This window comes from Mesorhizobium sp. WSM4844, assembly GCF_055811775.1.
Genome location: NZ_JBVVQB010000008.1, coordinates 130,251 through 154,900 on the forward strand (window position 1 = coordinate 130,251; position 24,650 = coordinate 154,900).

The following is a 24,650-nucleotide window of genomic DNA, read 5'->3' on the forward strand; positions in this document are numbered from 1 at the left end:
CCATGCCGATCGAAATTCTCATGCCCGCTCTCTCGCCGACTATGGAAGAGGGCAATGTTTCCAAATGGTTGAAGAAAGAGGGCGATAAGGTTGTCGCTGGTGATGTCATCGCCGAGATCGAAACCGATAAGGCGACGATGGAAGTCGAGGCCGTCGACGAAGGCACGCTAGCCAAGATCGTGGTTCCTGCCGGCACCGAAGGTGTCAAGGTCAACACGCTCATCGCAGTGCTCGCCGTTGATGGTGAAGACATCGACAAGGCAGGCGAAGGCATCGGCGAGGAACCTGCCAAGGCGGAAACTGCAGCGCCAGCGCCTGCTGCGGCCAAAAGCGAGGGCGCAGCACCTGTCGCCGCGGCGCCGAGAACCGAAATCGCCGCCGATCCCGACATCCCGGCCGGCACGGAGATGGTCTCGACCACGGTGCGCGAAGCGCTGCGTGACGCGATGGCCGAGGAAATGCGCCGTGACGCAGACGTCTTCGTGATGGGCGAGGAGGTCGCCGAGTACCAGGGCGCTTACAAGATCACGCAAGGGCTGCTGCAGGAATTCGGGGCGCGTCGCGTCGTCGACACACCGATCACCGAGCACGGTTTTGCCGGCGTCGGTGTTGGCGCGGCGATGGCCGGCCTGAGGCCGATCGTCGAGTTCATGACCTTCAACTTCGCCATGCAGGCGATCGATCATATCATCAACTCCGCCGCCAAGACGCTCTACATGTCCGGCGGCCAGATGGGCGCGCCCATCGTCTTCCGCGGGCCAAACGGCGCGGCCGCCCGCGTCGCCGCCCAGCACTCACAGTGCTATGCCGCCTGGTACAGCCACATTCCCGGCCTCAAAGTGGTGATGCCCTACACCGCCGCCGACGCCAAGGGATTGCTGAAGGCCGCGATCCGCGACCCGAACCCGGTCATCTTCCTCGAGAACGAAATCCTCTACGGCCAGTCCTTCGATGTGCCGAAGATCGACGATTTCGTGCTGCCGATCGGCAAGGCGCGCATCCACAAGTCGGGCACGGATGTCACCATCGTCTCCTTCGGCATCGGCATGAGCTACACGGTGAAGGCCGAGGCAGAATTGCGCGGCATGGGCATCGATGCCGAGATCATCGACCTCAGGACCATCCGCCCTCTCGATTTCGACACCATCATCGCCTCGGTCAAGAAGACCAATCGTCTCGTGGTGGTGGAGGAAGGATTTCCGCAGAGCTCGGTCGGCGACCACATCGCCAGCCAGGTGTCGCAGCGCGCCTTCGATTTCCTCGACGCGCCGGTCATCACCATTGCCGGCAAGGACGTGCCGATGCCCTATGCGGCAAACCTCGAAAAGCTGGCGCTGCCCAATGTCGGCGAGGTCGTCGAGGCGGTCAAAGCCGTCACATATCGCTGATGAATGGGGAGGATCCGGTGGCGACTGCGAGAGAGACACGACGGATTGCTTGGGCGATTTTTTGGCGCGCGGGCCTTACAGGCATTATCCTCGGCTTTGTCTCTGGCTTTATATTCGGATTTGTCATCAATTTTGTTGGAACGATCGCCGGCGTTGATCGGCAACTTCTCTACCAAATAAGTGCGTGGGGTGGCGGTATTCTCGGACTGGTCGCTTCTTTCCTGGCATTCAACTATTTCCTCGCTTGGTCGATCGGCAGACCGATCGGTGAAAAGACTCTTTCGCTATCTGTATAGCGCTGCTGACACGGTGAACGCATTTCGCTTGGGAGAAGAATACCTATGCCGATCAACATCACCATGCCGGCCCTGTCGCCCACGATGGAAGAGGGCAATCTTGCCAAGTGGCTGGTCAAGGAGGGCGACAAGGTTTCGCCGGGCGACGTGATCGCCGAGATCGAGACCGACAAGGCGACGATGGAAGTCGAAGCCGTCGATGAGGGCACGGTGGCCAAGCTGGTGGTTCCAGCCGGCACCGAAGGCGTCAAGGTCAACGCGCTGATCGCCGTGCTCGCCGCCGAAGGTGAAGATGCGGCGGCTGCCGCGAAAAGCGGCGACGGCGCTGCCGCTCCGGCAAAAGCCGAGGCAAAACAGGATAAGGCGCCAATCTCCCCACCCGTGGGGGAGATGTCGACGAAGTCGACAGAGGGGGGCGCTGTCCCGCCAGCGGCAAGGAACGAGGCGCCCCCCTCTGGCCTGCCGGCCATCTCCCCCACAAGGGGGGAGATCAGCCAGTCGGACGGTCGCACCTTCGCCTCGCCGCTGGCCCGTCGCATCGCCCGGGAAGCCGGTGTCGATGTCTCTGCGGTGACAGGCTCCGGCCCGCATGGCCGCGTGGTCAAGGCCGATGTCGACGCAGCGATTTCCAGCGGCGGCGCCAAGGCGGCACCCGCCGCGAAAGCGGCACCTGCCGGCGCTCCGGCTCCGGCGGCCGCAGCCAAGCCAATGTCGGACGACCAGGTGCTGAAACTGTTTGCCGACGGCTCTTACGAGCTTGTCCCGCATGACAACATGCGCAAGACCATTGCGCGCCGGCTGGTCGAGGCCACGACCACCATCCCGCATTTCTACCTGACGCTCGACTGCGAGCTTGATGCGCTCCTGGCCCTGCGCACGCAGCTCAATGCGGCCGCCCCGGTGAAGAAGACCGACAAGGGTGAGGCGCCGGCCTACAAGCTGTCGGTCAACGACATGGTCATCAAAGCGATGGCAATGGCGCTGATGGCGGTGCCGGATGCCAATGCGTCATGGACCGAGAGCGCCATGGTCAAGCACAAGCATGCCGACGTCGGTGTCGCCGTGTCGATCCCCGGCGGGCTGATCACGCCGATCATCCGGCGTGCCGACGAAAAGACGCTGTCGGTCATCTCCAACGAGATGAAGGATCTTGCCAGCCGCGCGCGCAGCCGCAAGCTGAAGCCGGAAGAATACCAGGGCGGCATCACTGCGGTGTCCAATCTCGGCATGTTCGGCATCAAGGACTTTGCCGCCGTCATCAACCCGCCGCATGCGACGATCCTGGCGGTCGGCGCCGGCGAGGCGCGCGCGGTGGTCAAGAACGGTGAGATCAAGATCGCTACAATCATGTCAGTCACTCTGTCGACCGATCACCGCGCCGTCGACGGCGCGCTCGGCGCCGAACTGCTCGGCGCCTTCAAGCGCATGATCGAAAACCCGATGGGCATGCTGGTCTAGAAAGGAAGGAGGGGGTGCGGGAAGGAGGGGGTGCGGAAAAACTCTTCACCAGCCTTTTTGCCTTCAGCCTTTCCAGCGTTGCAACGATCGTCGTGCATTGGCTGTTCGTGGGTTGGCGGGTGAGGGGCGCGCAGGCAGATTTCGACCGGAGTGGGGCAAACGCATGAAAACAGTCCTTTGCTACGGCGATTCGCTGACCTGGGGCTATGATGCGGCAAGTCTGGATCGCCACCCGCTCAAGGACCGCTGGCCGAGTGTGCTGCAGGCGACGTTGGGAGCCAGCGTCGAGGTCATCGCCGAAGGCTTGAACGGCCGCACAACGGCTTTCGACGACCATTTGGCCGGCGCCGACCGTAACGGCGCAAGAGTGCTGCCGACGATCTTGATGACGCATGCGCCGATCGACCTGGTCATCATCATGCTCGGCGCCAACGACATGAAGCCGTGGATTCACGGCAATCCGGTCGCCGCCAAGCAAGGCATGCAGCGCCTGATCGACATCGTGCGCGGTCACGACTACCCGTTCGATTGGCCGTCGCCGCAAATCCTGATCGTCGCGCCGCCCGCCGTCAGCCGCACGGAAAACGCCGAATTCAAAGAAATGTTCGCCGGCGGCGATGAAGCGTCGAAGCGGCTGGCACCACAATATTCCGTCCTTGCCGACGAGGTCGGCTGCGGCTTCTTCGATGCCGGCTCGGTGGCCGAGACCACGCTACTCGACGGCGTCCATCTCGACGCAGAGAACACGCGCAAAATCGGGCAGGCATTGGCGCCAATCGTGCGCGTGATGCTGGAACTCTAGAGAATCATGGGAGAAATCCGTGGCTGAGAACTACGACGTCATCATCATCGGCTCCGGCCCCGGCGGCTATGTCACGGCGGTGCGTTCCGCCCAACTCGGGTTCAAGACAGCGATCGTCGAGCGCGAGCATCTCGGCGGCATCTGCCTCAACTGGGGTTGCATCCCGACCAAGGCGCTGCTGCGTTCGGCCGAGATCATGCACTATTCGGATCATTTGAAGGACTACGGCTTGAAGATCGACGGCAAGGTCAGCGTCGATACCGCTGCCGTGGTCGACCGCTCGCGAAAGGTCTCGCTGCGGCTGAACGGCGGCGTCGCCTTCCTGATGAAGAAGAACAAGGTCGATGTCATCTGGGGCGAAGCCAAGCTGTCCAAGGCGGCTTCCGGCGACAGGCCGGGCGAGATCGTCGTGTCGAAATCGTCGAAGAAGCCGATGGAGCCTCAGCCGCCGGCGCCCAAGGGCGTCAAGGGCGAGGGCACCTACACCGCCAAGCACATCATCCTGGCGACCGGCGCCAGGCCGCGGGCGCTGCCCGGCATCGAGCCCGACGGCAAGCTGATCTGGACCTATTTCGAAGCGATGGTGCCGAAGGAGATGCCGAAATCGCTGCTGGTGATGGGTTCGGGCGCAATCGGCATCGAATTCGCCTCATTCTACCGCACCATGGGCGCGGAGGTGACGGTGGTCGAGTTGCTGCCGGCGGTGATGCCGGTCGAGGACGCAGAGGTCTCGAAATTCGCGCAAAAGCAGTTCGAGAAGCAAGGCATGAAGATCATCCTCGATGCCAAGGTCACCAAGGTCGAAAAAGCTGCGAACTCGGTAACCGCGCATGTCGAGATGAAGGACGGCAAGGTCGAGAAGATCACCGCCGACCGGATGATCTCGGCCGTCGGCGTGCAGGGCAATATCGAAAATCTCGGCCTCGAAGCGCTCGGCGTGAAGACCGAGCGCGGCTGCGTCGTCGTCGACGGCTACGGCAGCACCAGTGTGCCCGGCATCTATGCCATCGGCGACGTTGCCGGCCCGCCTATGCTCGCCCACAAGGCCGAGCATGAAGGCGTGGTCTGCGTGGAAAAGATCGCCAACGTCCCCGGCGTGCACGCCACTGACAAACTGAAAATTCCGGGCTGCACCTATTGCAACCCGCAGGTTGCCTCCGTCGGGTTGACCGAAGCGAAAGCCAAGGCCGAGGGCAAGGATATCCGCGTCGGCCGCTTCCAGTTCGCCGCCAACGGCAAGGCCATTGCGCTCGGCGAGGACCAGGGTTTCGTAAAGACCATCTTCGACAGGAAGACCGGGCAGTTGCTCGGCGCGCATATGGTCGGCGCCGAAGTGACCGAGCTGATCCAGGGCTTTGTCGTGGCGATGAACCTGGAGACCACCGAGGAAGAACTGATGCACACGATCTTCCCGCACCCGACGCTGTCGGAGATGATGAAGGAAAGCGTGCTCGACGCCTATGGCCGCGCGCTGAACGCGTGATAAATTGACCGCGTAAGACTCAATAGGTGAGAGCCAAGGAACTCAACCGTAAGGTAATTCGTTTCCGGATGCATTTATCACCAGAGGAGAGGGCATATGGACGTGAATGGCGTGGGCTGGATCGCAGCCATCATCATCGGAGGACTGGCAGGCTGGCTTGCCGAGATGTTCATCAAAAGCAACATGGGCATTTTGATGAACATCGTTCTGGGCATCGTCGGCGCGATCGTGCTGAATGCCATCCTGCAGGCGCTCAACATCGGCGCCTTCGGCACCGGCTGGATCGCCTATCTAATCACCGGTTTCGTTGGCGCCTGCCTGCTGATCTTGGCAGGGCGCATGGTGCGCCGTTAGTTGCTGAACTCTTGCCATGCGAAAACGGCTGTGGCGGCATGCGTCGCCGCGGCCTTTTTCTTTGCAGCGAAAAGTCCTAGATGGAAAGCGAACGCCGGAAGCGATCGCGAATGAACTGGATTTCTGATGGTCACCGTCCTCGACACGATCGCCAATGCGCCGCGCCTGCGGCATCCTGAAAAGGCGCACAAGCCTGACCAGGATGTGCTGCGCAAGCCCGACTGGATCCGCGTCAAGGCGCCGATGTCGAAAGGCTATGCCGAGACGCGCGACATCGTGAAGTCGCACAGGCTGGTGACGGTGTGCGAAGAGGCCGGGTGCCCCAATATCGGTGAGTGCTGGGAGAAGAAGCACGCCACCTTCATGATCATGGGCGAGATCTGCACGCGTGCCTGCGCCTTCTGCAACGTCGCTACCGGCATTCCAACCGCGCTCGATCCCGATGAACCGGCGCGCATCGCCCACGCCGTCAAGCAAATGGGTCTAACCCATGTCGTCATCACTTCGGTCGACCGCGACGATCTCGCCGATGGCGGAGCTCAGCACTTTGCCGAGGTCATCCGCGCCATCAGGGCGGCAACGCCTTCGACGACGATCGAAATCCTGACGCCCGACTTCCTGCGCAAGGACGGCGCGCTGGAGATCGTGGTGGCGGCCAAGCCTGATGTGTTCAACCACAATCTGGAGACCGTTCCGTCGAACTATCTGACGGTCCGGCCGGGCGCCCGCTATTTCCATTCGATCAGGCTGCTGCAGCGGGTCAAGGAGCTCGATCCCTCGATCTTCACCAAATCCGGCATCATGGTTGGCCTTGGCGAGGAGCGGAACGAGATCCTGCAATTGATGGACGATCTGCGTTCGGCCAATGTCGACTTCATGACCATCGGTCAGTATCTGCAGCCATCGAAAAAGCACCATCCGGTGATCCGTTTCGTCACGCCGGAAGAATTCAAGTCCTTCGAGACGATCGGCAAGACCAAGGGCTTCCTGCTGGTGGCATCGAGCCCGCTGACGCGTTCGTCGCATCACGCCGGCGACGATTTCGCCAAGCTGCGCGCGGCACGGGAAGCGTTTCTCAAGAAGTTCGCCTAACACACTGGTTTCATGCCACAATTCGAAGCCCATCGCCGCGTTGCGCATACGCCGGAACAGATGTTCGCTCTGGTCGCCGATGTCGCATCCTATCCGCAATTCCTGCCGCTTTGCGAAGCGCTGACGGTTCGCTCGCGCAAGGAACGCGACGGACGCACCCTCCTCGTCGCCGACATGAGCATAGGCTACAAGGCGATCCGCGAGACTTTCACCACGCAGGTGCTGCTAAAGCCCGACGAGAAGGCCATCGACGTCAAATACATCGACGGTCCGTTCAAATATCTGAGCAATGCCTGGCGTTTCGAGCCGGCCGACGGCGGCTGCAATGTCTGCTTCTTCATCGACTACGAATTCAAGAGTCGTATTCTGGGTGCGGTGATGGGAGCGATGTTCGATCGCGCCTTCCGCATGTTTTCCGAGGCGTTCGAGAAGCGCGCCGACCTCATCTATGGCGCAGCGCCGGCCGCCTGATCCGCAGCGAGCGCGCGCAAGCCCAGTTCAAGCGCATGCCTGACCGTCTCCCGGCGGATGAAATTGCGGCCCTTGTCGTCAAACAACTGGCATTCGCTGACGACCGGCCGGCCGGTCAAGGCGATACCGAACCAGACCAGGCCGACGGGCTTTTCCGTCGAGCCGCCGCCAGGACCGGCAATGCCGGTGACGGCAAGGGTTAGCCCGGCGCGCGAATGGTCCAAGGCGCCGGCCGCCATCTCGACCGCCGTTTCCCGTGAGACCGCGCCGTGCGCCTCGAGCGTGGCGGCGGAAACGCCGAGCATCTCCGTCTTGGCCTCGTTGGAATAGGTGATGAAACCCCGGTCGACCACCGTCGATGAGCCGGCGATGTCGGTCAAGGCGGCGATGATCATGCCGCCGGTGCAGCTCTCGGCCGTCGCCAGCATGATGCCGCGCTGTTGGCAGGCTTGAAGCAGGGCATCTGCGAGATCGCTGTTGCTCATTCGGGGACATCACCTGGAAACACGACGCTGGCGGTGGCGATGGCGGCTATGCCTTCCTCGCGTCCGACAAAGCCGAGCTTTTCGTTGGTCGTCGCCTTGATCGAGATGCGGTCCCGGGAAATCGCCAGCATTGCCGAAAGGATTTCGGTCATTGCTTCGCGATGCGGGCCGACGCGCGGCGCCTCGCAGATCAGCGTGATGTCGGCGTTGGCGATACGCCCGCCGCGCGCGCGCACCAATCCTGCCGCATGCTCGACGAAGATCCGCGAGGCCACGCCTTTCCACTGCGGGTCCGATGGCGGGAAATGTGTGCCGATGTCGCCCGCACCACAAGTGGCGAGCAGCGCGTCGGTCAAGGCGTGCAGGCCGACATCGGCATCCGAATGGCCGGACAGTTTCTTGTCGTGCGCGATGGAGACGCCGCACAGGACGACATGGTCGCCGGGCTCAAAGGCATGTACGTCGTAGCCATTGCCGGTGCGGATATCCGGAAAACGCGGCCGTTCGCCGGAAAGCCGCTGATCCGCCATCGAGATATCCCTTGCCCAGGTGAGTTTGACATTGTCCGGCGAGCCGGGGACGATTTTCACCGGAATATTCGCCCATTCGGCAATCGCGGCATCGTCGGTGAAGTCCGCCTTGCCCAGATGATGGGCCTTTTCATGGGCGGCCAGGATCGGCCAGAACGGAAAGCCCTGCGGCGTTTGGGCGGCATGAAGCCCGTTCCTGGAAACCGTCTCGCCGATCATGCCGGCGGCCGATTCACGTTTCAGCGTGTCGGCGACGGGCAGGGCAGGCAGCGCTGCCTGGCGCTCGCCGATGGCGGCGACCGTGCGGTCTATCAATTCCGCGTCGACGAACGGGCGGACGGCGTCATGGACCAGAACCCGGCGCGGCGCATGGCCTCTCAGCGCAAGCAATCCGAGCCGGACGGAGTCCTGTCTGGACGCGCCACCGGTCACCGTGACCACCCGGTCGGCGTTGGCGCCGGCGGCGCTGCGAAAAAGTCCGCTGTCGTCGGCATGAATGGCGACGACGACAGGACCGATTCCCGGATGCGCCAGAAACACGTCCAATGTGCGCGCGATGACGGCACGGCCGCCGATCCTTTGGTATTGCTTCGGCCCGTCGGCCTGACCGGCGCGCGCGCCGCGGCCGGCGGCGACGATAACGACGGCAACCTTGTCGTCCGCAGCCAAAGCCTGCTTTTCGCTTGCGTCTGTCATGCCGAGACGCTTAGCGCATCATCCCAAAAAGTGGAATCGCTTTTCGGAAGAGATCATGCGCAGATGCAAAGTGCCAATAGCGTCCCCAACACGCACCGCACTTTGGCTAGTGCCAGCATTTTCCCAAATGCGCCTTAATGCGACGTCATTGCGCGTTGCACATTGCCGCCATTCTGGCTAGTGAATGTGCAGCTATTAAAAATGCTTGGTTTTTGTGCATGCTTGACCTGACCAAATTGGCATCTCCGCTGGATGTGGGTCGTGTGAGAATCCGCAATCGCGCTTTTCTCGCGCCCATGTCGGGCATAACAGATGAGCCCTTCCGGCAGCGTGCCTATGCGCATGGCGCCGGGTTGGTGGTGTCGGAGATGGTGGCGAGCGGCGAACTTGCCAGGGGCAGAGCCGGTTGCGGCCTGCGCATCCGCCATTCCGGGCTGCCGGTGCACATGGTCCAGCTTGCCGGCCGTGAGGCGGTGCATATGGCAGAGGGCGCCCGTATAGCCGCGGGCGAGGGCGCCGACATCATCGACATCAACATGGGCTGCCCGGCCAAGAAGGTGACGGGCGGCTATGCCGGTTCGGCGCTGATGCGCGATCTCGATCACGCTTTGTCGCTGATCGAGGCGGTGGTCGGCGCCGTCGAGGTGCCGGTCACGGTCAAGATGCGGCTCGGCTGGGACGAAAGCGCGCTCAATGCGCCTGTTCTGGCGCGCCGCGCCGAGCAGGCGGGAGTTCAGATGGTGACGGTGCATGGCCGCACGCGCTGTCAGTTCTACCAGGGCAAGGCCGACTGGCGCGCCATCGCACGCATAAAGCAGGCTGTTTCGATCCCGGTCATTGCCAATGGCGACGTCAGCTCGCCGGCGGAGGCAGCAATGATCCTCGACCAGTCGGGCGCCGACGCGGTGATGATCGGCCGCGCCCATTATGGCGCGCCCTGGACGGCAGGCAGCATCGCGGCAGCCGCGGCAAAAGAGATGACGCCCGGTGTGCCGGAAAGCCCGCAAGCGCTGGCCGAATACGTCGTTGCCCACTATCAGGACATGCTGTCGCTCTACGGCATCGAAAGCGGCGTGCGCCAGGCGCGCAAGCATCTTGGCTGGTATCTCGACCGCCACGCCGCTGGCGTCGTTGATGAGCAGCGAAAGGCCATCCTTACCTGCTTCGAGCCCGTCCGCGTCATTGCCGCGTTGCGCGAGGTGTTTTCAAGCGCTGCCGAGGCGATGAACCTGCGGAGCGCAGCATGAATGCCACCGTTGCACAGAACATGGACATCGCGGACGCCGCACACATCGTGCTCAACACCATCCGCCGCCCGGTGATCATGCTCGATGCGGAAGGATTCATCACCTTCGCCAACGCCGATGCCGAGGATTTCTTCCGCTCGAGCGCGACCATGCTCGCCCGCAACACATTATCCAAGCTCATTCCCTTCGGCAGCCCGTTGCTGACGCTTGTCGACCAGGTGCGCGAGCGCCGGGCACCCGTCAACGAATACCGGGTCGACGTGTCGTCGCCGCGCCTCGGCATCGAGAAGGTCGTGGATCTCTATGTCGCGCCGGTGTCGGAATTCCCGGGCTCCGTCGTGGTGATGTTCCAGGAACGGTCGATGGCCGACAAGATCGACCGGCAGATGACGCACCGCGGTGCGGCACGCTCGGTGACCGGCCTTGCCGCGATGCTTGCCCACGAGATCAAGAACCCGCTATCCGGCATCCGGGGCGCCGCCCAACTGCTCGAACTGTCGGCTTCCGACGAGGATCGCGCGCTGACCCGGCTGATCACCGACGAGACCGACCGCATCGTCTCGCTCGTCGATCGCATGGAGGTGTTTTCCGACGAGCGGCCCGTCGATCGCTATCCGGTCAACATCCATATCGTGCTCGACCATGTGAAGGCGATTGCCAAGAACGGTTTTGCCAAGCGGATCAAGATATTGGAGGATTATGATCCATCATTGCCTCCGGTTTTCGCCAACCGCGACCAGCTCATCCAGGTGTTCCTCAACCTGGTCAAGAATGCGGCCGAGGCGATTGGCGGCGATCCGCAAGGCGAGATCACCCTGTCGACCGCGTTCCGGCCGGGCATCCGTGTTTCCGTTCCGGGATCGCAGGGCCGCGTGTCGCTGCCGCTGGAATTTTGCGTGCGCGACAACGGTTCTGGCGTCTCCGAAGATATCCTGCCGATCCTGTTCGACCCCTTCATCACCACCAAGCCGAACGGGTCGGGGCTTGGTCTGGCGCTGGTCGCGAAAATCGTTGGCGAGCATGGCGGCATCATCGAATGCGATTCGACGCCGCGCGCAACCACCTTCCGCATCCTGATGCCAGCCTGGAAAGAAACGCCGTTCGGCACAGACGACGATGGCGAAGGAGACCGCAAATGACGGTTCGCGGCAATATTCTCGTCGCCGACGACGATGCGGCCATCCGCACCGTCCTCAATCAGGCGCTTTCGCGCGTCGGCCATGAGGTGCGCGTGACGTCCAACGCCTCGACGCTGTGGCGCTGGGTGGCGGCGGGCGAGGGCGATCTCGTCATCACCGACGTGGTTATGCCCGACGAAAACGCCTTCGACATGCTGCCGCGCATCAAGAAGGCGCGACCGGAACTGCCCGTCATCGTCATGAGCGCCCAGAACACGTTCATGACCGCGATTCGCGCCTCCGAAACCGGCGCCTACGAATATCTGCCGAAACCGTTCGACCTGACCGAGCTTCTCAACATCGTCAACCGGGCGCTTTCCGAGCCCCGACGGCCGAAAATCGATGCGCGGGCGGACGAGCCGCCGGAAACGATGCCGCTGGTTGGCCGCTCGGCCGCCATGCAGGATATCTACCGCATGCTGGCGCGCATGATGCAGACCGACCTGACGGTGATGATTTCAGGCGAATCGGGCACCGGCAAGGAACTGGTCGCGCGCGCGCTGCACGAGTATGGCCGCCGCCGCGGCGGCCCCTTCGTCGCGATCAACATGGCTGCGATCCCGCGCGACCTGATCGAATCGGAACTGTTCGGGCACGAGAAAGGCGCCTTCACCGGCGCGCAGAACCGCTCCACCGGCCGTTTCGAGCAGGCCGAAGGCGGCACGCTCTTCCTTGACGAGATCGGCGACATGCCGATGGAGGCGCAGACCCGCCTGCTGCGTGTCCTGCAGCAGGGCGAATACACCACCGTCGGCGGCCGCACGCCGATCAAGACCGACGTGCGCATCGTCGCCGCCACCAACAAGGATCTGCGCACGCTGATCAATCAAGGGCTTTTCCGCGAGGATCTGTTCTATCGCCTGAATGTCGTGCCGCTAAGGCTGCCGGCGCTGCGCGAGCGGTCCGAGGACGTTCCGGATCTCGTCCGGCACTTCTTCAAGCTTGGCGCCAGCGAAGGCCTGCAGACCAAGCGCATTTCCACGGGCGGCATCGAGCTGATGAAGCGCTATCCGTGGCCGGGCAACGTGCGCGAGCTCGAAAATCTTGTCCGCAGACTTGCCGCGCTCTATTCGCAGGACGAGATTTCCGCCGAAGTCATCGAGGCGGAACTGAAGACCGGCGAGAGGCCGGTCGTCCCCGGCGGCGGCAATCTCATACCCGACGATCTGTCCATCGGCCAGGCGGTGGAGCATTTCCTGCAGCGCTATTTTGCTTCGTTCGCCGGCGACTTGCCGCCCGCCGGCCTCTATCAGCGTATCCTTTCTGAGGTCGAATATCCGCTGGTGCTTGCTTCGATGACGGCAACCCGCGGCAACCAGATCAAGGCTGCGGAGCTCCTCGGGCTCAATCGCAACACGCTGCGCAAGAAGATTCGCGAACTCGGCGTCAACGTCTACAAATCGACCAGGCAAGCTTAGAGCGCCGTTTTCTTTCAACAAATCGATCCCGAATTTCGGGCCGGTGTGACAGAGCGAAGCCTTTTCCGGGGGATCGAGCGCCGAAACAGTTCCGTCGAGGCCACACTTGTTGCATAATCGCCACAATGCGTTGCATACATCCGACGCAATCACTGGCTCTAGACGGCGACATGGCTCCACGGGCATCGAGACTGAGCGAAACGCTTTTCAGCGAACCCCGCACAAGTGACGGGCGCCGGCTGCTTGCGCTGCCGGGCGTGGTGGCAATTGCCGGTGCGCTGGTTACGGCGGCGATCTCCTTCGCCATCCTCGTCGGTGCCACGCCGATCACGCCGGACGAGAGCACAACGCTGGCGCTAATCGCCGTCAATGCGGCGTTCATCCTGTTCCTGATCGCGCTGGTTGGCCGCGAAGTACATCGTATCGTGATGGCGCGCCGGCGCGGCAAGGCGGCGTCGCGGCTGCATGTGCGGATCGTCGCGATGTTCGCGCTGGTCGCCGCGATTCCCGCCATCATGGTGGCGATCATCGCCTCGATCACGCTCGATATCGGTCTTGATCGCTGGTTCGAAATCCGCACCAAGACGATCGTCAATTCGTCGCTGTCGATAGCCGATGCCTATGTGCAGGAGAACGCGCGCAACCTCCAGGGAACGACCCTGTCGATGGCTTACGATCTCGACGCCTCCCGCACGCTCTACGGCCTCGATCGAACCGGCTTCCTCGATCTGATGAACAAGGAAGCCGTTGGACGCTCGCTGGCCCATGCCGCACTGATCAGGTCCGACGGTTCGTTCGTCATGAGCGCCAAGACCGAAGCCGATTTTGCCATGCCGGAGCCGCCGGAAGGCGCCATGAGCGGTGCCGCTGACGGCAGGCCGGTGCTGATCGAGCCGAAGACGCGCAACATCATGGGCGCCATCGTCAAACTGCGCGAGATCGAAGGGCTCTATCTCTACACCATCCGGCTCGTCGATCCCGAGGTGATCAAGGCGCGGCAGATTGTCAGGTCCAACACCGACGAATATCGCGGCCTCGAAGACAGTCGCCGCACCTCGCAGGTGGCCTTTGCACTTCCCTATTTGTCGCTGACGCTGATCATCATCCTGTCCGCCATCTGGACCGGCATCGCCGTGGCCGACCGCCTGGTGCGGCCGATCCGCCAGCTCATCGGCGCGGCCGACGAGGTCGCGACCGGCAATCTCGACGTTGCCGTGCCGGTTCGGCCCTCCGACGGCGACGTCGCCTCGCTCGGCGACACCTTCAACAAGATGCTGCTGGAACTGAAATCGCAGCGTAACGAGATTCTGTCCGCCAAGGATTTGATCGACGAGCGGCGGCGTTTTTCGGAAGCCGTGCTTGCCGGTGTCACCGCCGGCGTTATCGGCGTCGATCCGTATGGCATCGTCACCATCGTCAACCGGTCGGCCGAAACGATGCTGGCCATATCCGCCACCGCCGCACTCGGGCAAAATCTCTCCGCCGTGCTGCCGCATGTTGGCCGCGTCTTCGAGATCGGCCGCAAGTCGGGCAAGCCTGTCCATCGCGAACAGGTGACCTTCTATCGCGCCGGTGCGGAGCGCACCTTCAACGTGCAGATCACGGTCGAGGCCGGTGACGACGGTTCGGAGGAGAAATCCTATGTCGTGACGGTGGACGACATCACCGATCTGGTCCAGGCGCAGCGTTCCTCGGCCTGGGCGGATGTGGCGCGGCGCATCGCCCACGAGATCAAGAACCCGCTGACGCCGATCCAGCTTTCCGCCGAGCGCATCAAGCGCCGCTACGGCAAGGTCATCACCGAAGACCGCGAGGTTTTCGATCAGTGCACCGATACGATCATCAGGCAAGTGGAGGACATCGGCCGCATGGTCGACGAGTTCTCGGCTTTCGCACGCATGCCCAAGCCCGAAATGAAGGCCCTCGATTTGCGCGAATCGTTGCGCGAAGCCTCGTTCCTCGTCGAGGTGAGCCGCTCCGATATCACCTTCGAGCGCGTATTCGGCAACGAACCGCTCAAAGGCACGTTCGACAGCCGCCTGATGGCGCAGGCCTTTGGCAACGTCATCAAGAACGCAGCCGAGGCGATTGACGGACTTGATCAAAAGGACCGCTCGCACGGCATAATCCGGATTCAAGCCGGGCGCCAGAATGATACGATTCGCATCGATGTCATCGACAACGGCAAGGGCTTGCCGCGCGAGAACCGCCAGCGATTGCTCGAGCCTTACATGACGACACGCGAGAAGGGCACCGGGCTCGGCCTCGCTATCGTCAAGAAGATAGTGGAGGACCATGGCGGCCGGCTCGAATTGCATGACGCGCCGGCGGATTTCCACGACGGGCGAGGCGCGATGATCAGCATCATCCTGCCACTCGCCGCCACTGTGCCGTCGCGCGGCGAAGGCAGGACAGAACCCGAAAGAGAAACTGAAAAGGTCGGTAATGGCGTCTGACATTCTCATCGTCGATGACGAGGAAGACATCCGCGAGCTTGTCGCCGGTATCCTGAGCGACGAAGGTCACGAAACCCGCACGGCATTCGACGCCGACAGCGCCCTGGCGGCGATCGCCGACCGGGCGCCGAGGCTGATTTTCCTCGACATCTGGCTGCAAGGCTCACGCCTGGACGGACTGGCGCTGCTGGACGAGATCAAGACGATGCATCCGAGCCTGCCGGTGGTGATGATCTCGGGCCACGGCAACATCGAGACGGCGGTCTCGGCCATCCGCCGCGGCGCCTATGACTTCATCGAAAAACCGTTCAAGGCCGACAGGCTGATCCTCATCGCCGAACGTGCCATTGAAACCTCGAAGCTGAGACGCGAGGTTTCGGATCTCAAGCTGCGCAGCGGCGAAACCTTCGACCTGATCGGCATGTCGTCGGCGATGAGCCAGTTGCGCCAGACCATCGAGCGCGTCGCGCCGACCAACAGCCGCGTCATGATCATCGGCCCCTCCGGCTCGGGTAAGGAACTCGCGGCACGCGCCATCCACACGCTGTCGGCGCGCAAGGGCGCCCCGTTTGTCACGCTGAGCGCCGCCAACATCACGCCCGAACGCATGGAGGTCGAGCTGTTCGGTACCGAATCAAACGGTGTCGAACGCAAGGTCGGCGCGCTTGAGGAAGCCCATCGCGGCATTCTCTACATCGACGAAGTGGCCGACATGCCGCGCGAAACGCAAAACAAGATCTTGCGCGTGCTGGTCGAGCAGCAGTTCGAGCGGGTAGGGGGCACCAAACGGGTCAAGGTCGATGTCCGCATCATTTCGTCGACGTCGCAGAACCTGGAGGCGATGATCGCCGACGGTCGTTTCCGCGAGGATCTCTATCACCGCCTGGCGGTGGTTCCGGTCATGGTGCCGGGATTGGCCGAGCGGCGTGAGGACATCCCCTATCTTGTCGACAATTTCATGAAGCAGATCGCCCGCCAGGCCGGAATCCGGCCGCGGCGCATCGGCGACGACGCGCTGGCGGTGCTGCAGGCGCACAACTGGCCAGGCAACGTTCGCCAGTTGCGCAACAACGTCGAGCGGTTGATGATCCTGGCGCGCGGCGACGATATCGACGCACCGATCACCGCCGATCTCTTGCCTGCCGAGATCGGCGATGTCATGCCGCGCACGCCAAACCAATCCGATCAGCACATCATGGCGCTGCCGTTGCGTGAAGCGCGCGAACAGTTCGAGAAGGACTATCTGATCGCCCAGATCAACCGTTTTGGCGGCAACATCTCGAAAACGGCCGAGTTCATCGGCATGGAGCGCTCGGCGCTTCACCGAAAGCTGAAATCGCTGGGCGTCTGATAGCCAATCCGGTCGTGGCCTACGCAATTATCGATTACGGCGGCGGCGGAATCGCATAAGAAACGCTGCCGCGCGTCTTTTGGGACGCGCAACGACGCTGTAGCATTTTGTTTTTTTGCGCATGCTCCTTCCCGAAAATAAAGTCCGATTTTCGGGGTCATGCGCTGACTTCTTCAGGGGTGACCCATGCCGCGCATTACCTATGTGAACGGGCGCTATGTCGCTCACGCCGACGCTTTCGTGCATATCGAGGACCGTGGCTATCAGTTCGCCGACGGTGTCTACGAGGTCTGCGAGGTGGCGCGCGGCTTCATCGTCGATATGCCTCGCCATCTCGGACGGCTGAACCGCTCGCTGACCGAATTGTCGATCGACTGGCCGGTCACGCCGGGCGTGTTGCCGATCATCCTGCGCGAGGTGGTCCGCCGCAACCATGTCGCCGATGGCCTGGTCTATCTTCAGGTGACGCGCGGTGTCGCCAGCCGTGATTTTGCTTTCCCGGCAGGCACGAAGCCGTCGCTGGTGGTTACCGCCAGGAAAGCCGACCCCGCTGCTGCCGCCAGGAGGGCCGAAAGCGGAATCAAGGTCATCACCGTGCCGGAGAACCGTTGGGACCGGGTCGACATCAAGTCGGTCGGCCTGCTGCCAAATGTGCTCGCCAAGCAGAAGGCCAAGGAAGCCGGCGCCCAGGAAGCCTGGTTCGTCGATGCCGACGGCACCGTCAAGGAAGGTGGGTCGTCGAACGCCTGGATCATCACCAGGGAAGGCGTGCTGGTGACGCGTCCGGCCGAGCACGGCATCCTGCGCGGCATCACCCGCACCACGCTGTTCGACGTGGCCGCCAAGCTCGGCCTGAAGATCGAGGAGCGGGGCTTTTCGGTCGCCGAAGCCAAGGCCGCGCGCGAGGTTTTCATCAGCTCCGCGACCACAATCGCCATGCCGATCGTGGCGATCGACGGTGCTCCGGTCGCCAACGGCCATCCGGGCTCGATAACACTTTCCTTGCGGCACGCCTTTTTTGACGTTGCGGAAAAAAGTCTAGCCTGATAACCGCACAGGTGGAATGAACATCAATATATCTCGTTCTGCTTGTCGTTATTGACGGCAAGACGGTGTTTGCGCGCTTGACATGTGCCAGTTAATTTGGCGCATTGGCCTGCAAACCGAAGGGGATCGGCGAAAGACAAGAACAATGGCGGAACGATCGCAAAATCTTCAGGACCTGTTCCTGAATTCAGTTCGCAAAAGCAAAAACCCACTCACCATCTTCCTCATCAACGGCGTGAAGCTGACCGGCGTGGTCACTTCCTTCGACAATTTCTGTGTTCTGCTGCGTCGAGACGGCCACTCCCAGCTCGTCTACAAGCACGCCATTTCCACGATCATGCCGAGCCAGCCGGTTCAGATGTTCGATGGCGAGGAAAGCCAGGGCGCCTGATTGGCACGTAAGAAAGACGCGGATCGCAGCGTTCGCGAAAAACCAGCATATCAGACGGGGGCGGAGACCGAAGGCCCGACCCGCGCCGTGGTCATCGTGCCGGTGCTTACCCGCCAGCCGCGCGGCGACGAAGACACCAATCGCCCGCGCCTGACGCGTTCTGCCGAGGCCCGCCACGACGAGGCGGTCGGCCTTGCCCAAGCCATAAACCTCGACCCGATCCATACCGCTGTTGTGACCGTCAACGATCCCCGGCCTGCAACCCTGCTCGGCAGCGGCAAGGTCGCGGAGTTCGCCGAGATCGTCAAAGAGGGCCGTGCCGAACTGGTCATTGTCGACCATCCGCTGACGCCGGTTCAGCAGCGCAACCTGGAGAAGGAATTGAACGCCAAGGTGCTGGATCGCACCGGCCTGATCCTGGAAATTTTCGGCGAGCGCGCGCGGACCAAGGAAGGCACGCTGCAGGTCGATCTGGCGCACCTCAACTATCAGAAGGGCCGGCTGGTGCGAAGCTGGACTCACCTCGAGCGCCAACGCGGCGGTGCCGGTTTCCTCGGCGGCCCTGGCGAAACGCAGATCGAGTCGGACCGCCGTGTCCTGCAGGACAAGATCAACAAGCTCAAGCACGAGCTGGAAACAGTGCGACGCACCCGTGACCTGCACCGCGCCAAGCGCAAGAAGGTGCCGTTCCCGGTCGTGGCCATTGTCGGCTATACCAACGCCGGCAAGTCGACGCTGTTCAACAGGCTGACCGGAGCTGGGGTGCTGGCCGAGGACATGCTGTTCGCCACGCTCGACCCGACACTGCGTCGGGTGCGGCTGCCGCACGGCACGCCGGTCATCCTTTCGGACACGGTCGGTTTCATTTCGGACCTGCCGACGCATCTGATCGCGGCCTTCCGGGCAACGCTCGAAGAGGTGGTCGAGGCCGATCTCGTCATCCATTTGCGCGATATTTCGGATCCCGACACGGCCGCCCAGGCCGAGGATGTCGAGCGCATCCTCGCCGATCTCGGCGTCGATGCCGGCGACGGCAGGCGCGTCATCGAAGTGTGGAACAAGATCGACCGGCTCGATGCGGGCAACCGGGAGCGGTTGCTCGCCGACGGCATCGACGGCAGCAAGGCACCGCCGATTGCCATATCGGCCGCCACCGGCGAGGGCATCGATGTGCTGAAGGCGATCATCGAGACACGAGTTTCAGGCGAACTGGAAACGCAGACCGTCACGCTCAAGCCTGACCAGCTTGGGTTCGTCGACTGGCTCTACCGCAATGGCGACGTGGTCTCGCGCACCGACAATGAAGATGGCGGTATAACCGTGTCGCTCAAAGCGACGCGAAGCGCACACGAAGAGATAGAAACCAGATTGCACCGTAAAAACAACGGATAATTTCTGTTACTTCGCGCTTTTAGCTTGCTGCCAAAGCGCCTCCATCTCGTCGAGCGTCGCCTTTTCCAGGGTGTTTCCGGACCTTTCCAGCGCGTGCTCGACATAGTGGAACCGCGACCGGAATTTCTCGTTGGTGCCGCTGAGCGCCGCTTCGGAATCAACCTTGAGATGACGCCCGAGATTGACGACGGCAAACAGCATGTCGCCGAACTCGTCCTTGATCGAAGCCGTATCGCCCTTGGCAAGGGCCTGGCGCAACTCGCCGATCTCTTCCTCGATCTTGTCGAGGATTGGCGTGGCCTCGCTCCAGTCGAAGCCGACGCGGGCCGCTTTTTCCTGCAGCTTGAGCGCCCGCGTCAAAGCGGGCAGGGCGACCGGTACGCTGTCCAGAAAACCCTTGCCATGATCCTCCGGATCGTGCCCGCGGGCGAGGCGGACATTTCGCTTTTCGGCTTTTTCCTCGGCCTTGATCTTCTCCCACATGCCCTTGGCCGTGCCGGCGCTGCGCGCCTCATCGTCGCCGAAGACATGCGGATGGCGGCGGATCATTTTTGTGGTGATGGCCTGGACCACGTCGCCAAAGGCGAATTCACCGGCCTCCTCGGCCATCTGCGCATGGTAGACGACCTGCAGCAGCAGGTCGCCGAGCTCGTCGCGCAGATCGTCCAGGTCGCCACGCGCGATGGCGTCCGCCACCTCGTAGGCTTCCTCGATCGTGTAGGGCGCGATGCTCGAGAAATCCTGCTCGACGTCCCACGGGCAGCCGGTTTCCGGCGCCCGCAGCGCCGCCATGATCTCGATCAGCCGAGAAATATCTTTCGAGGGTTTCATCGGTTGCATGCTAGCCTGCGTCCGACGGTGCAGCCAACGCCGTCGCAAGGCGAGGGGCGATTGTCCACAGCGCCGCTCAAAGTCTCAGTCGAGCACAGAGACGATCGCCTTGGCGAGCGCGTCCATGCCGTCCTCCGGCAGGCCGGCGACGTTGATGCGGCTGTCGCCGACCATATAGACGCCGTGCTCGGCGCGCAGCCGCTCGACCTGCGCTTCGGACAGGCCAAGCCGGGAAAACATGCCGCGATGGCTGGCGACGAAATCGAAGCGATCGGAATTGGACTGCCGCCGCAGCGCTTCGGCGAATTGCACCCGAAGCCGCAGCATGCGCAGGCGCATCTCCTCGAGCTCCGCTTCCCAGTCGGCGCGCAGCGTGGCGTCTTCAAGCACGATGCGCACCGCGGCCGCGCCGTGGTCCGGCGGCATCGAGTACATGGCGCGCGCCGCCGACAGCATCTGGCTCATTGCGACATCCGCCTGCGCGCTGTCTTTTGCCAGGATCATCGCCGCGCCGACGCGTTCACGATACACGGCAAAGTTCTTCGAGCAGCTCGAGGCAACCACCATTTCCGGGACTTTTGCTGCCAGCAGGCGCAAGCCGGCGGCGTCAGCGTCAAGGCCCTCGCCAAACCCCTGATAGGCAATGTCGACAAAGGGCAGCAGGCCGCGCTCGACGACGAGGTCTGCTATTTCAGCCCACTGCGCGGTGTCCAGATTGGCGCCTGTCGGATTGTGGCAACAACCATGCAGCAGCACCACGTCGCCGCTCCTGGCGGTCGCCAGCGCGCTCATCATGTCGGCGAAGCGAACAGCACCTGAGGCTGCGTCGAAGTAGGGATATTCGCGTATCTGCAAGCCGGCGGCGCGCATCACCGGCATGTGGTTCGGCCAGGTCGGGTCCGACAGCCAGATCGTCGCGTCGGATCGCGTCCTCTTGAGCAGTTCCGCCACCAGCCGCAGCGCGCCCGAGCCGCCGGGCGCCTGCGCCGCACGGATGCGCGTCAGCTCGGCCGCGGGGCCAAAAACCAGCCTCGCCATCGCCGTGTTGAAGCCGGTATCGCCGGCAAGGCCGAGATAGGTCTTGGTATCCTGGCTCTGCAGCAATCGCTTTTCGGCTTCGCGCACGGCGCGCATCACCGGCGTCTTACCATCGCGATCCTTGTAGACACCAACGCCGAGGTCGACCTTGCCGGGGCGGGGATCGGAACGATAGAGGCCGATCAAGGCGAGGATCTTGTCGGCTGGGGCAGGCTGGAGGTCTTCGAACATCGGCGCGGTTTCCGTTGGCGGCGGAGTGATACGCAAATCGGCTGTGCTGCGCCAGCGGTTTTCAGTTGCGCCAGGCGGAAAACCGCCAACCGGGCGACTGGACACAGCAATCCAAAGCGTGGCCTGGAGGCGAGGCTCGCACCGTCGAAAGGCCTTGATCGCACGGCGCGTCGCGCCGTTCTATCATGCCGGTTTGAGAGCAGCAGACGGCAAGGCGGCTCCAGATTGCCGCTTCTTGCCGCCCCAACCGATCCGCGGCAACCATTCGAGGTAGTAGGCGAAGCCGAACTGCAGCGCGATGCCTGTCGAGATCAGGATCGCGTCGTAGAGGACGCCGCCTGGGCTGACGACCTTCATGACCTGCGCGATCATGGCGAGGATCGTTCCGGCGATGAAGACCGGCAGCGAATGCTTGCCGAGAACCGCGAGCGGGTGTCCGGGCCTCGTCTTCGCCAGGTTGGAAAGCGCCGGGATTGCCACGATCAGATAGGCGATCGCCAGAATGTGCATGAGGCGCGACAGCGACAGGAACGTCTTGTCGAAGCCGGTCAGCACGGTAGGCAGGCCAGAGGCCGTCTCGATGCCCCACAGCGGCAGCCGCACCCAGATCAGCGCGCCGACCAGATACAGGACGGCCGCGCTCGCCATCATCCAGTTGAAGCGGATTTCGCCGCCGCGCTTGATATGCAGCATGCCGGCGATGCCGATGACGAAAAGAAACTGCCAGGAGAGCGGGTTCAGGAACCAGAAGCCGTCGCCGGGGAAATTTGAAGGCGCGATCTGGAAAACGCCGACGATGAGCCAGAGAAGAGCGGACGCAGCGAGCATCAGGCGCAGGCTGAAAGTGCCGATCCACAGGAAAACCGGCATCATCAGAAGTACGACGGCATACATGGAAAGAATGTTGTTATAGCCGATCTGATGCCCGAGCGCCGCGATGCCGAGCAGCGCTTCCGGCGTGTCCTCGATGATCATCTGGATGTTGATCAGCTTCAAAAGATCGGGCCGCGAGAAATGCAATGCAGCCGCCGAGAAGATCGCCAGCGTCGCGACAGTGGTCATGACGTGGGTGACATAGAGGACACCGGCACGCCGCCAGGCCTTCAGGGTGATGAGCAACCGATTCCCCGGCTGGAACTTCAGTCCGTAGGCGAGCCCAACGGCAATCCCCGAAATCAGCACGAATGCTTCGGCCGAATCGGAAAAGCCGAAATTCTTGTGCGTGACATACTCGAAGATCGTACCCGGCACGTGGTTGACGAAGATCGTCAGCAGCGCTAGCGCGCGGAAGACATCGATGCGGGTATCCCGCTGGGCTGGCACATTGCCTGTCATGTCGGGGCTTGTCATGTCGGGTCGATAATTCGTTGAACAAAAGCGGGCCCAAAGCGCCGTCGGCGAAGGGAAGATTCGGCGGTGAATGTTTCCTGCCTATAACTCGCAAGTGCCCCGAAAAAGATGACACTTTCGCGATTTTTCGCGTCACAAATTAATTCAGGGATAAACATCGAAATCCCCGGTGGCGCTAAAACCGCGCGGCGAATTGAGGCGGCTGCGGGGAGGGCGGCTCGTTCCCGGACAAGAAATCGTACGCGCGCTGGTGGCTTTGTGCCGGCTGTGCCTGACATCCCGGATCGCAAAAAACTCAAAGAGCGGGATTAAAAGCCTGCCATGCTCCGTAAACAGGACGTGAGAGGGTCGATGCCACGCTTCGATATCGTAGGACAGCTTGGTTCTTTGCGCCGCTACGCGCGTTCTCTGACGCGCGACAGCGCGGAAGCAGAGGATCTTGTGCATGACGCGCTGGTGCGTGCCTATGAGCGGCGCGGCACCTTTCGATCCGGCGGAAACTTGCGCGCATGGCTGCTGTCGATCGTCCACAACGCTTTCGTTGACGGCTTGCGGTCCCGCAAATCCGAAGCGGCGCGGGTCGAGCAGGCCGGATATCTTGCCGACGCCAGTATGCAGGCACCCCAGGAGCATTCCGTCCGCCTGGCACAGGTACGCGAAGCTTTTTTCAAATTGCCGGATGAGCAGCGTTCGGCGCTGCATCTCGTCGCCATCGAGGGACTTACCTACAGCCAGGCGGCCGAGGCCAGCGGCGTGCCGCTGGGAACGCTGATGTCGCGCATCGGCAGGGCGCGCGCAGCGCTTCGCGAGATGGAGGACAAATTGCCGGCACATGCGAAAAGCCACCTCAAGATCGTGGGAGGCCCGTGATGTCCATGATGAGCGAACTGCGCGACCCGGTGACCGATGCCGACCTCGACGCCTATGTCGACGACCAGCTGGACGTTGCCCGCCGCATTGAGGTCGAGGCGTTCCTTTCCGCCCGTCCGGAGGCTGCCGCCCGCGTCATGTCCGACCTCAGGACGCGCGACGAACTGCGCGTGGCGCTTGCCGGATGCAAGGGCATGGCGCGGCCGGCGACGGCTGATGCGGCACGGCGGCTGGAACGGGGACTGGCTCGAGGGCGCGCCTTGCGCACGTTGCAGCGGGCTGCGGCGGTCGCAGTACTGGTGGCTGCGGGCTGGTTGGCCAACGGGATCGTCGGGCCGATATCGGTGACGAAAGTCGTCGCCTCGACCCAGCCGCCTGTCTATCTGGAGGAGGCGATCCGGGCACACAGGACGACGATCCTACGCGAGGCGATGTCATCCCAGCCCGAAGCGCCGGATTACGATGCGGACGAAATCCGCGCCGCCACGGCGATCGTCATGCCGTCGCTGCCGAAGGACTGGAAAGTCCGTGACGTCCAGATCTATCCATCGCAGTTCGGCCCGAGCGTCGAGATGGCTGTCGAAACAACAGACCTCGGACTGGTTTCGCTGTTCGCGATCAGGCCCGGAACGTTCGACGTGGTCCAGCCGACCGTCGCCCCGTCGGGCGAAATTTCCTCGGCCTATTTCCAGATCGGCGAAGTTGCTTACGCAGTCGTCGCCCGAAGCGGTGTCAGCGATCTCGATCGCACCGCAGAAACGCTCGCCAACACGCTTTACTGACCTTCACAAAGGA

General features: G+C 62.6%; 23 protein-coding genes. 18 read left to right on the forward strand and 5 right to left on the reverse strand.

Annotation, left to right across the window (positions count from 1 at the left end; all coding sequences use genetic code 11):
* Positions 1-2: 2 nt before the first annotated feature.
* The 8 genes from AC0L2A_RS09870 to AC0L2A_RS09905 all read left to right on the forward strand — a co-directional run bounded on the left by AC0L2A_RS09870 (position 3) and on the right by AC0L2A_RS09905 (position 7,344).
* Entirely contained in the window at positions 3-1,388 is a 1,386-nt protein-coding gene (locus tag AC0L2A_RS09870) for a pyruvate dehydrogenase complex E1 component subunit beta (RefSeq protein ID WP_473608539.1), read from the forward strand.
* Positions 1,389-1,405: 17 nt separating this feature from the next.
* Positions 1,406-1,684: a hypothetical protein gene (locus tag AC0L2A_RS09875; protein WP_473608540.1), complete on the forward strand. Its 279-nt coding sequence runs from the start codon at positions 1,406-1,408 to the stop codon at positions 1,682-1,684.
* A 45-nt stretch (positions 1,685-1,729) separates the two neighbouring features.
* Complete coding sequence (locus AC0L2A_RS09880; RefSeq protein WP_473608541.1) at positions 1,730-3,142, forward strand: pyruvate dehydrogenase complex dihydrolipoamide acetyltransferase; 1,413 nt, start codon at positions 1,730-1,732, stop codon at positions 3,140-3,142.
* A 163-nt stretch (positions 3,143-3,305) separates the two neighbouring features.
* Entirely contained in the window at positions 3,306-3,944 is a 639-nt protein-coding gene (locus AC0L2A_RS09885; protein WP_473608543.1) for an SGNH/GDSL hydrolase family protein, read from the forward strand.
* 19 nt (positions 3,945-3,963) lie between these two features.
* Positions 3,964-5,427, forward strand: a complete 1,464-nt coding sequence (gene lpdA / locus AC0L2A_RS09890) for a dihydrolipoyl dehydrogenase (RefSeq protein ID WP_473608544.1) — start codon at positions 3,964-3,966, stop codon at positions 5,425-5,427.
* A 96-nt stretch (positions 5,428-5,523) separates the two neighbouring features.
* Positions 5,524-5,781 carry a GlsB/YeaQ/YmgE family stress response membrane protein gene (locus tag AC0L2A_RS09895; RefSeq protein ID WP_473608546.1) on the forward strand — a complete coding sequence of 86 codons (258 nt, stop codon included), beginning with the start codon at positions 5,524-5,526 and terminating at the stop codon, positions 5,779-5,781.
* 126 nt (positions 5,782-5,907) lie between these two features.
* Entirely contained in the window at positions 5,908-6,873 is a 966-nt protein-coding gene (gene lipA, locus AC0L2A_RS09900) for a lipoyl synthase (protein WP_473608547.1), read from the forward strand.
* A 12-nt stretch (positions 6,874-6,885) separates the two neighbouring features.
* Positions 6,886-7,344, forward strand: coding sequence for a type II toxin-antitoxin system RatA family toxin (locus AC0L2A_RS09905; RefSeq protein WP_473608548.1), 459 nt, complete (start codon positions 6,886-6,888; stop codon positions 7,342-7,344).
* Here the strand turns inward: AC0L2A_RS09905 and AC0L2A_RS09910 are convergent.
* Positions 7,320-7,829: a CinA family protein gene (locus AC0L2A_RS09910; protein WP_473608550.1), complete on the reverse strand. Its 510-nt coding sequence runs from the start codon at positions 7,827-7,829 to the stop codon at positions 7,320-7,322. The genes AC0L2A_RS09905 and AC0L2A_RS09910 overlap by 25 nt on opposite strands.
* A complete protein-coding gene (locus AC0L2A_RS09915; RefSeq protein WP_473608551.1) occupies positions 7,826-9,055 on the reverse strand; it encodes a bifunctional 2-C-methyl-D-erythritol 4-phosphate cytidylyltransferase/2-C-methyl-D-erythritol 2,4-cyclodiphosphate synthase in 1,230 nt (409 codons plus the stop codon). Before AC0L2A_RS09915 ends, AC0L2A_RS09910 begins: the two co-directional genes overlap by 4 nt.
* A gap of 218 nt (positions 9,056-9,273) precedes the next feature.
* Between AC0L2A_RS09915 and dusB the strand changes: the two genes are divergently transcribed.
* The 8 genes from dusB (at position 9,274) to hflX (ending at position 19,535) form a co-directional block, all read left to right on the forward strand.
* Positions 9,274-10,302, forward strand: coding sequence for a tRNA dihydrouridine synthase DusB (gene dusB, locus AC0L2A_RS09920; RefSeq protein ID WP_473608552.1), 1,029 nt, complete (start codon positions 9,274-9,276; stop codon positions 10,300-10,302).
* Complete coding sequence (locus AC0L2A_RS09925) at positions 10,299-11,441, forward strand: two-component system sensor histidine kinase NtrB (RefSeq protein ID WP_473608554.1); 1,143 nt, start codon at positions 10,299-10,301, stop codon at positions 11,439-11,441. Before dusB ends, AC0L2A_RS09925 begins: the two co-directional genes overlap by 4 nt.
* Positions 11,438-12,898, forward strand: coding sequence for a nitrogen regulation protein NR(I) (gene ntrC, locus AC0L2A_RS09930; RefSeq protein ID WP_023799224.1), 1,461 nt, complete (start codon positions 11,438-11,440; stop codon positions 12,896-12,898). Before AC0L2A_RS09925 ends, ntrC begins: the two co-directional genes overlap by 4 nt.
* 170 nt (positions 12,899-13,068) lie before the next feature.
* Positions 13,069-15,354 carry a sensor histidine kinase NtrY-like gene (locus AC0L2A_RS09935; RefSeq protein ID WP_473608555.1) on the forward strand — a complete coding sequence of 762 codons (2,286 nt, stop codon included), beginning with the start codon at positions 13,069-13,071 and terminating at the stop codon, positions 15,352-15,354.
* Positions 15,344-16,705, forward strand: coding sequence for a nitrogen assimilation response regulator NtrX (gene ntrX / locus AC0L2A_RS09940; RefSeq protein WP_027153990.1), 1,362 nt, complete (start codon positions 15,344-15,346; stop codon positions 16,703-16,705). Before AC0L2A_RS09935 ends, ntrX begins: the two co-directional genes overlap by 11 nt.
* 186 nt (positions 16,706-16,891) lie before the next feature.
* Positions 16,892-17,752, forward strand: coding sequence for a D-amino-acid transaminase (locus AC0L2A_RS09945; protein ID WP_473608556.1), 861 nt, complete (start codon positions 16,892-16,894; stop codon positions 17,750-17,752).
* A gap of 145 nt (positions 17,753-17,897) precedes the next feature.
* On the forward strand, positions 17,898-18,143 hold the full coding sequence (gene hfq, locus AC0L2A_RS09950) for an RNA chaperone Hfq (RefSeq protein WP_006202172.1): 246 nt from the start codon (positions 17,898-17,900) through the stop codon (positions 18,141-18,143).
* Complete coding sequence (hflX, locus tag AC0L2A_RS09955) at positions 18,144-19,535, forward strand: GTPase HflX (protein WP_473608558.1); 1,392 nt, start codon at positions 18,144-18,146, stop codon at positions 19,533-19,535.
* A gap of 6 nt (positions 19,536-19,541) precedes the next feature.
* Here hflX and mazG read toward each other — a convergent pair whose 3' ends face one another.
* From mazG to AC0L2A_RS09970, 3 genes are all read right to left on the reverse strand, one after another.
* A complete protein-coding gene (gene mazG, locus AC0L2A_RS09960; RefSeq protein ID WP_473608559.1) occupies positions 19,542-20,366 on the reverse strand; it encodes a nucleoside triphosphate pyrophosphohydrolase in 825 nt (274 codons plus the stop codon).
* An 84-nt stretch (positions 20,367-20,450) separates the two neighbouring features.
* Positions 20,451-21,635, reverse strand: coding sequence for an amino acid aminotransferase (locus AC0L2A_RS09965; RefSeq protein ID WP_473608560.1), 1,185 nt, complete (start codon positions 21,633-21,635; stop codon positions 20,451-20,453).
* A 183-nt stretch (positions 21,636-21,818) separates the two neighbouring features.
* Positions 21,819-22,985, reverse strand: a complete 1,167-nt coding sequence (locus AC0L2A_RS09970) for an OpgC family protein (protein WP_473608562.1) — start codon at positions 22,983-22,985, stop codon at positions 21,819-21,821.
* A 351-nt stretch (positions 22,986-23,336) separates the two neighbouring features.
* Here AC0L2A_RS09970 and AC0L2A_RS09975 point away from each other — a divergent pair, with 351 nt between their 5' ends.
* Complete coding sequence (locus tag AC0L2A_RS09975; protein ID WP_473608563.1) at positions 23,337-23,855, forward strand: sigma-70 family RNA polymerase sigma factor; 519 nt, start codon at positions 23,337-23,339, stop codon at positions 23,853-23,855.
* A gap of 8 nt (positions 23,856-23,863) precedes the next feature.
* Positions 23,864-24,637 carry an anti-sigma factor family protein gene (locus AC0L2A_RS09980; protein ID WP_473608577.1) on the forward strand — a complete coding sequence of 258 codons (774 nt, stop codon included), beginning with the start codon at positions 23,864-23,866 and terminating at the stop codon, positions 24,635-24,637.
* Positions 24,638-24,650: the final 13 nt, after the last annotated feature.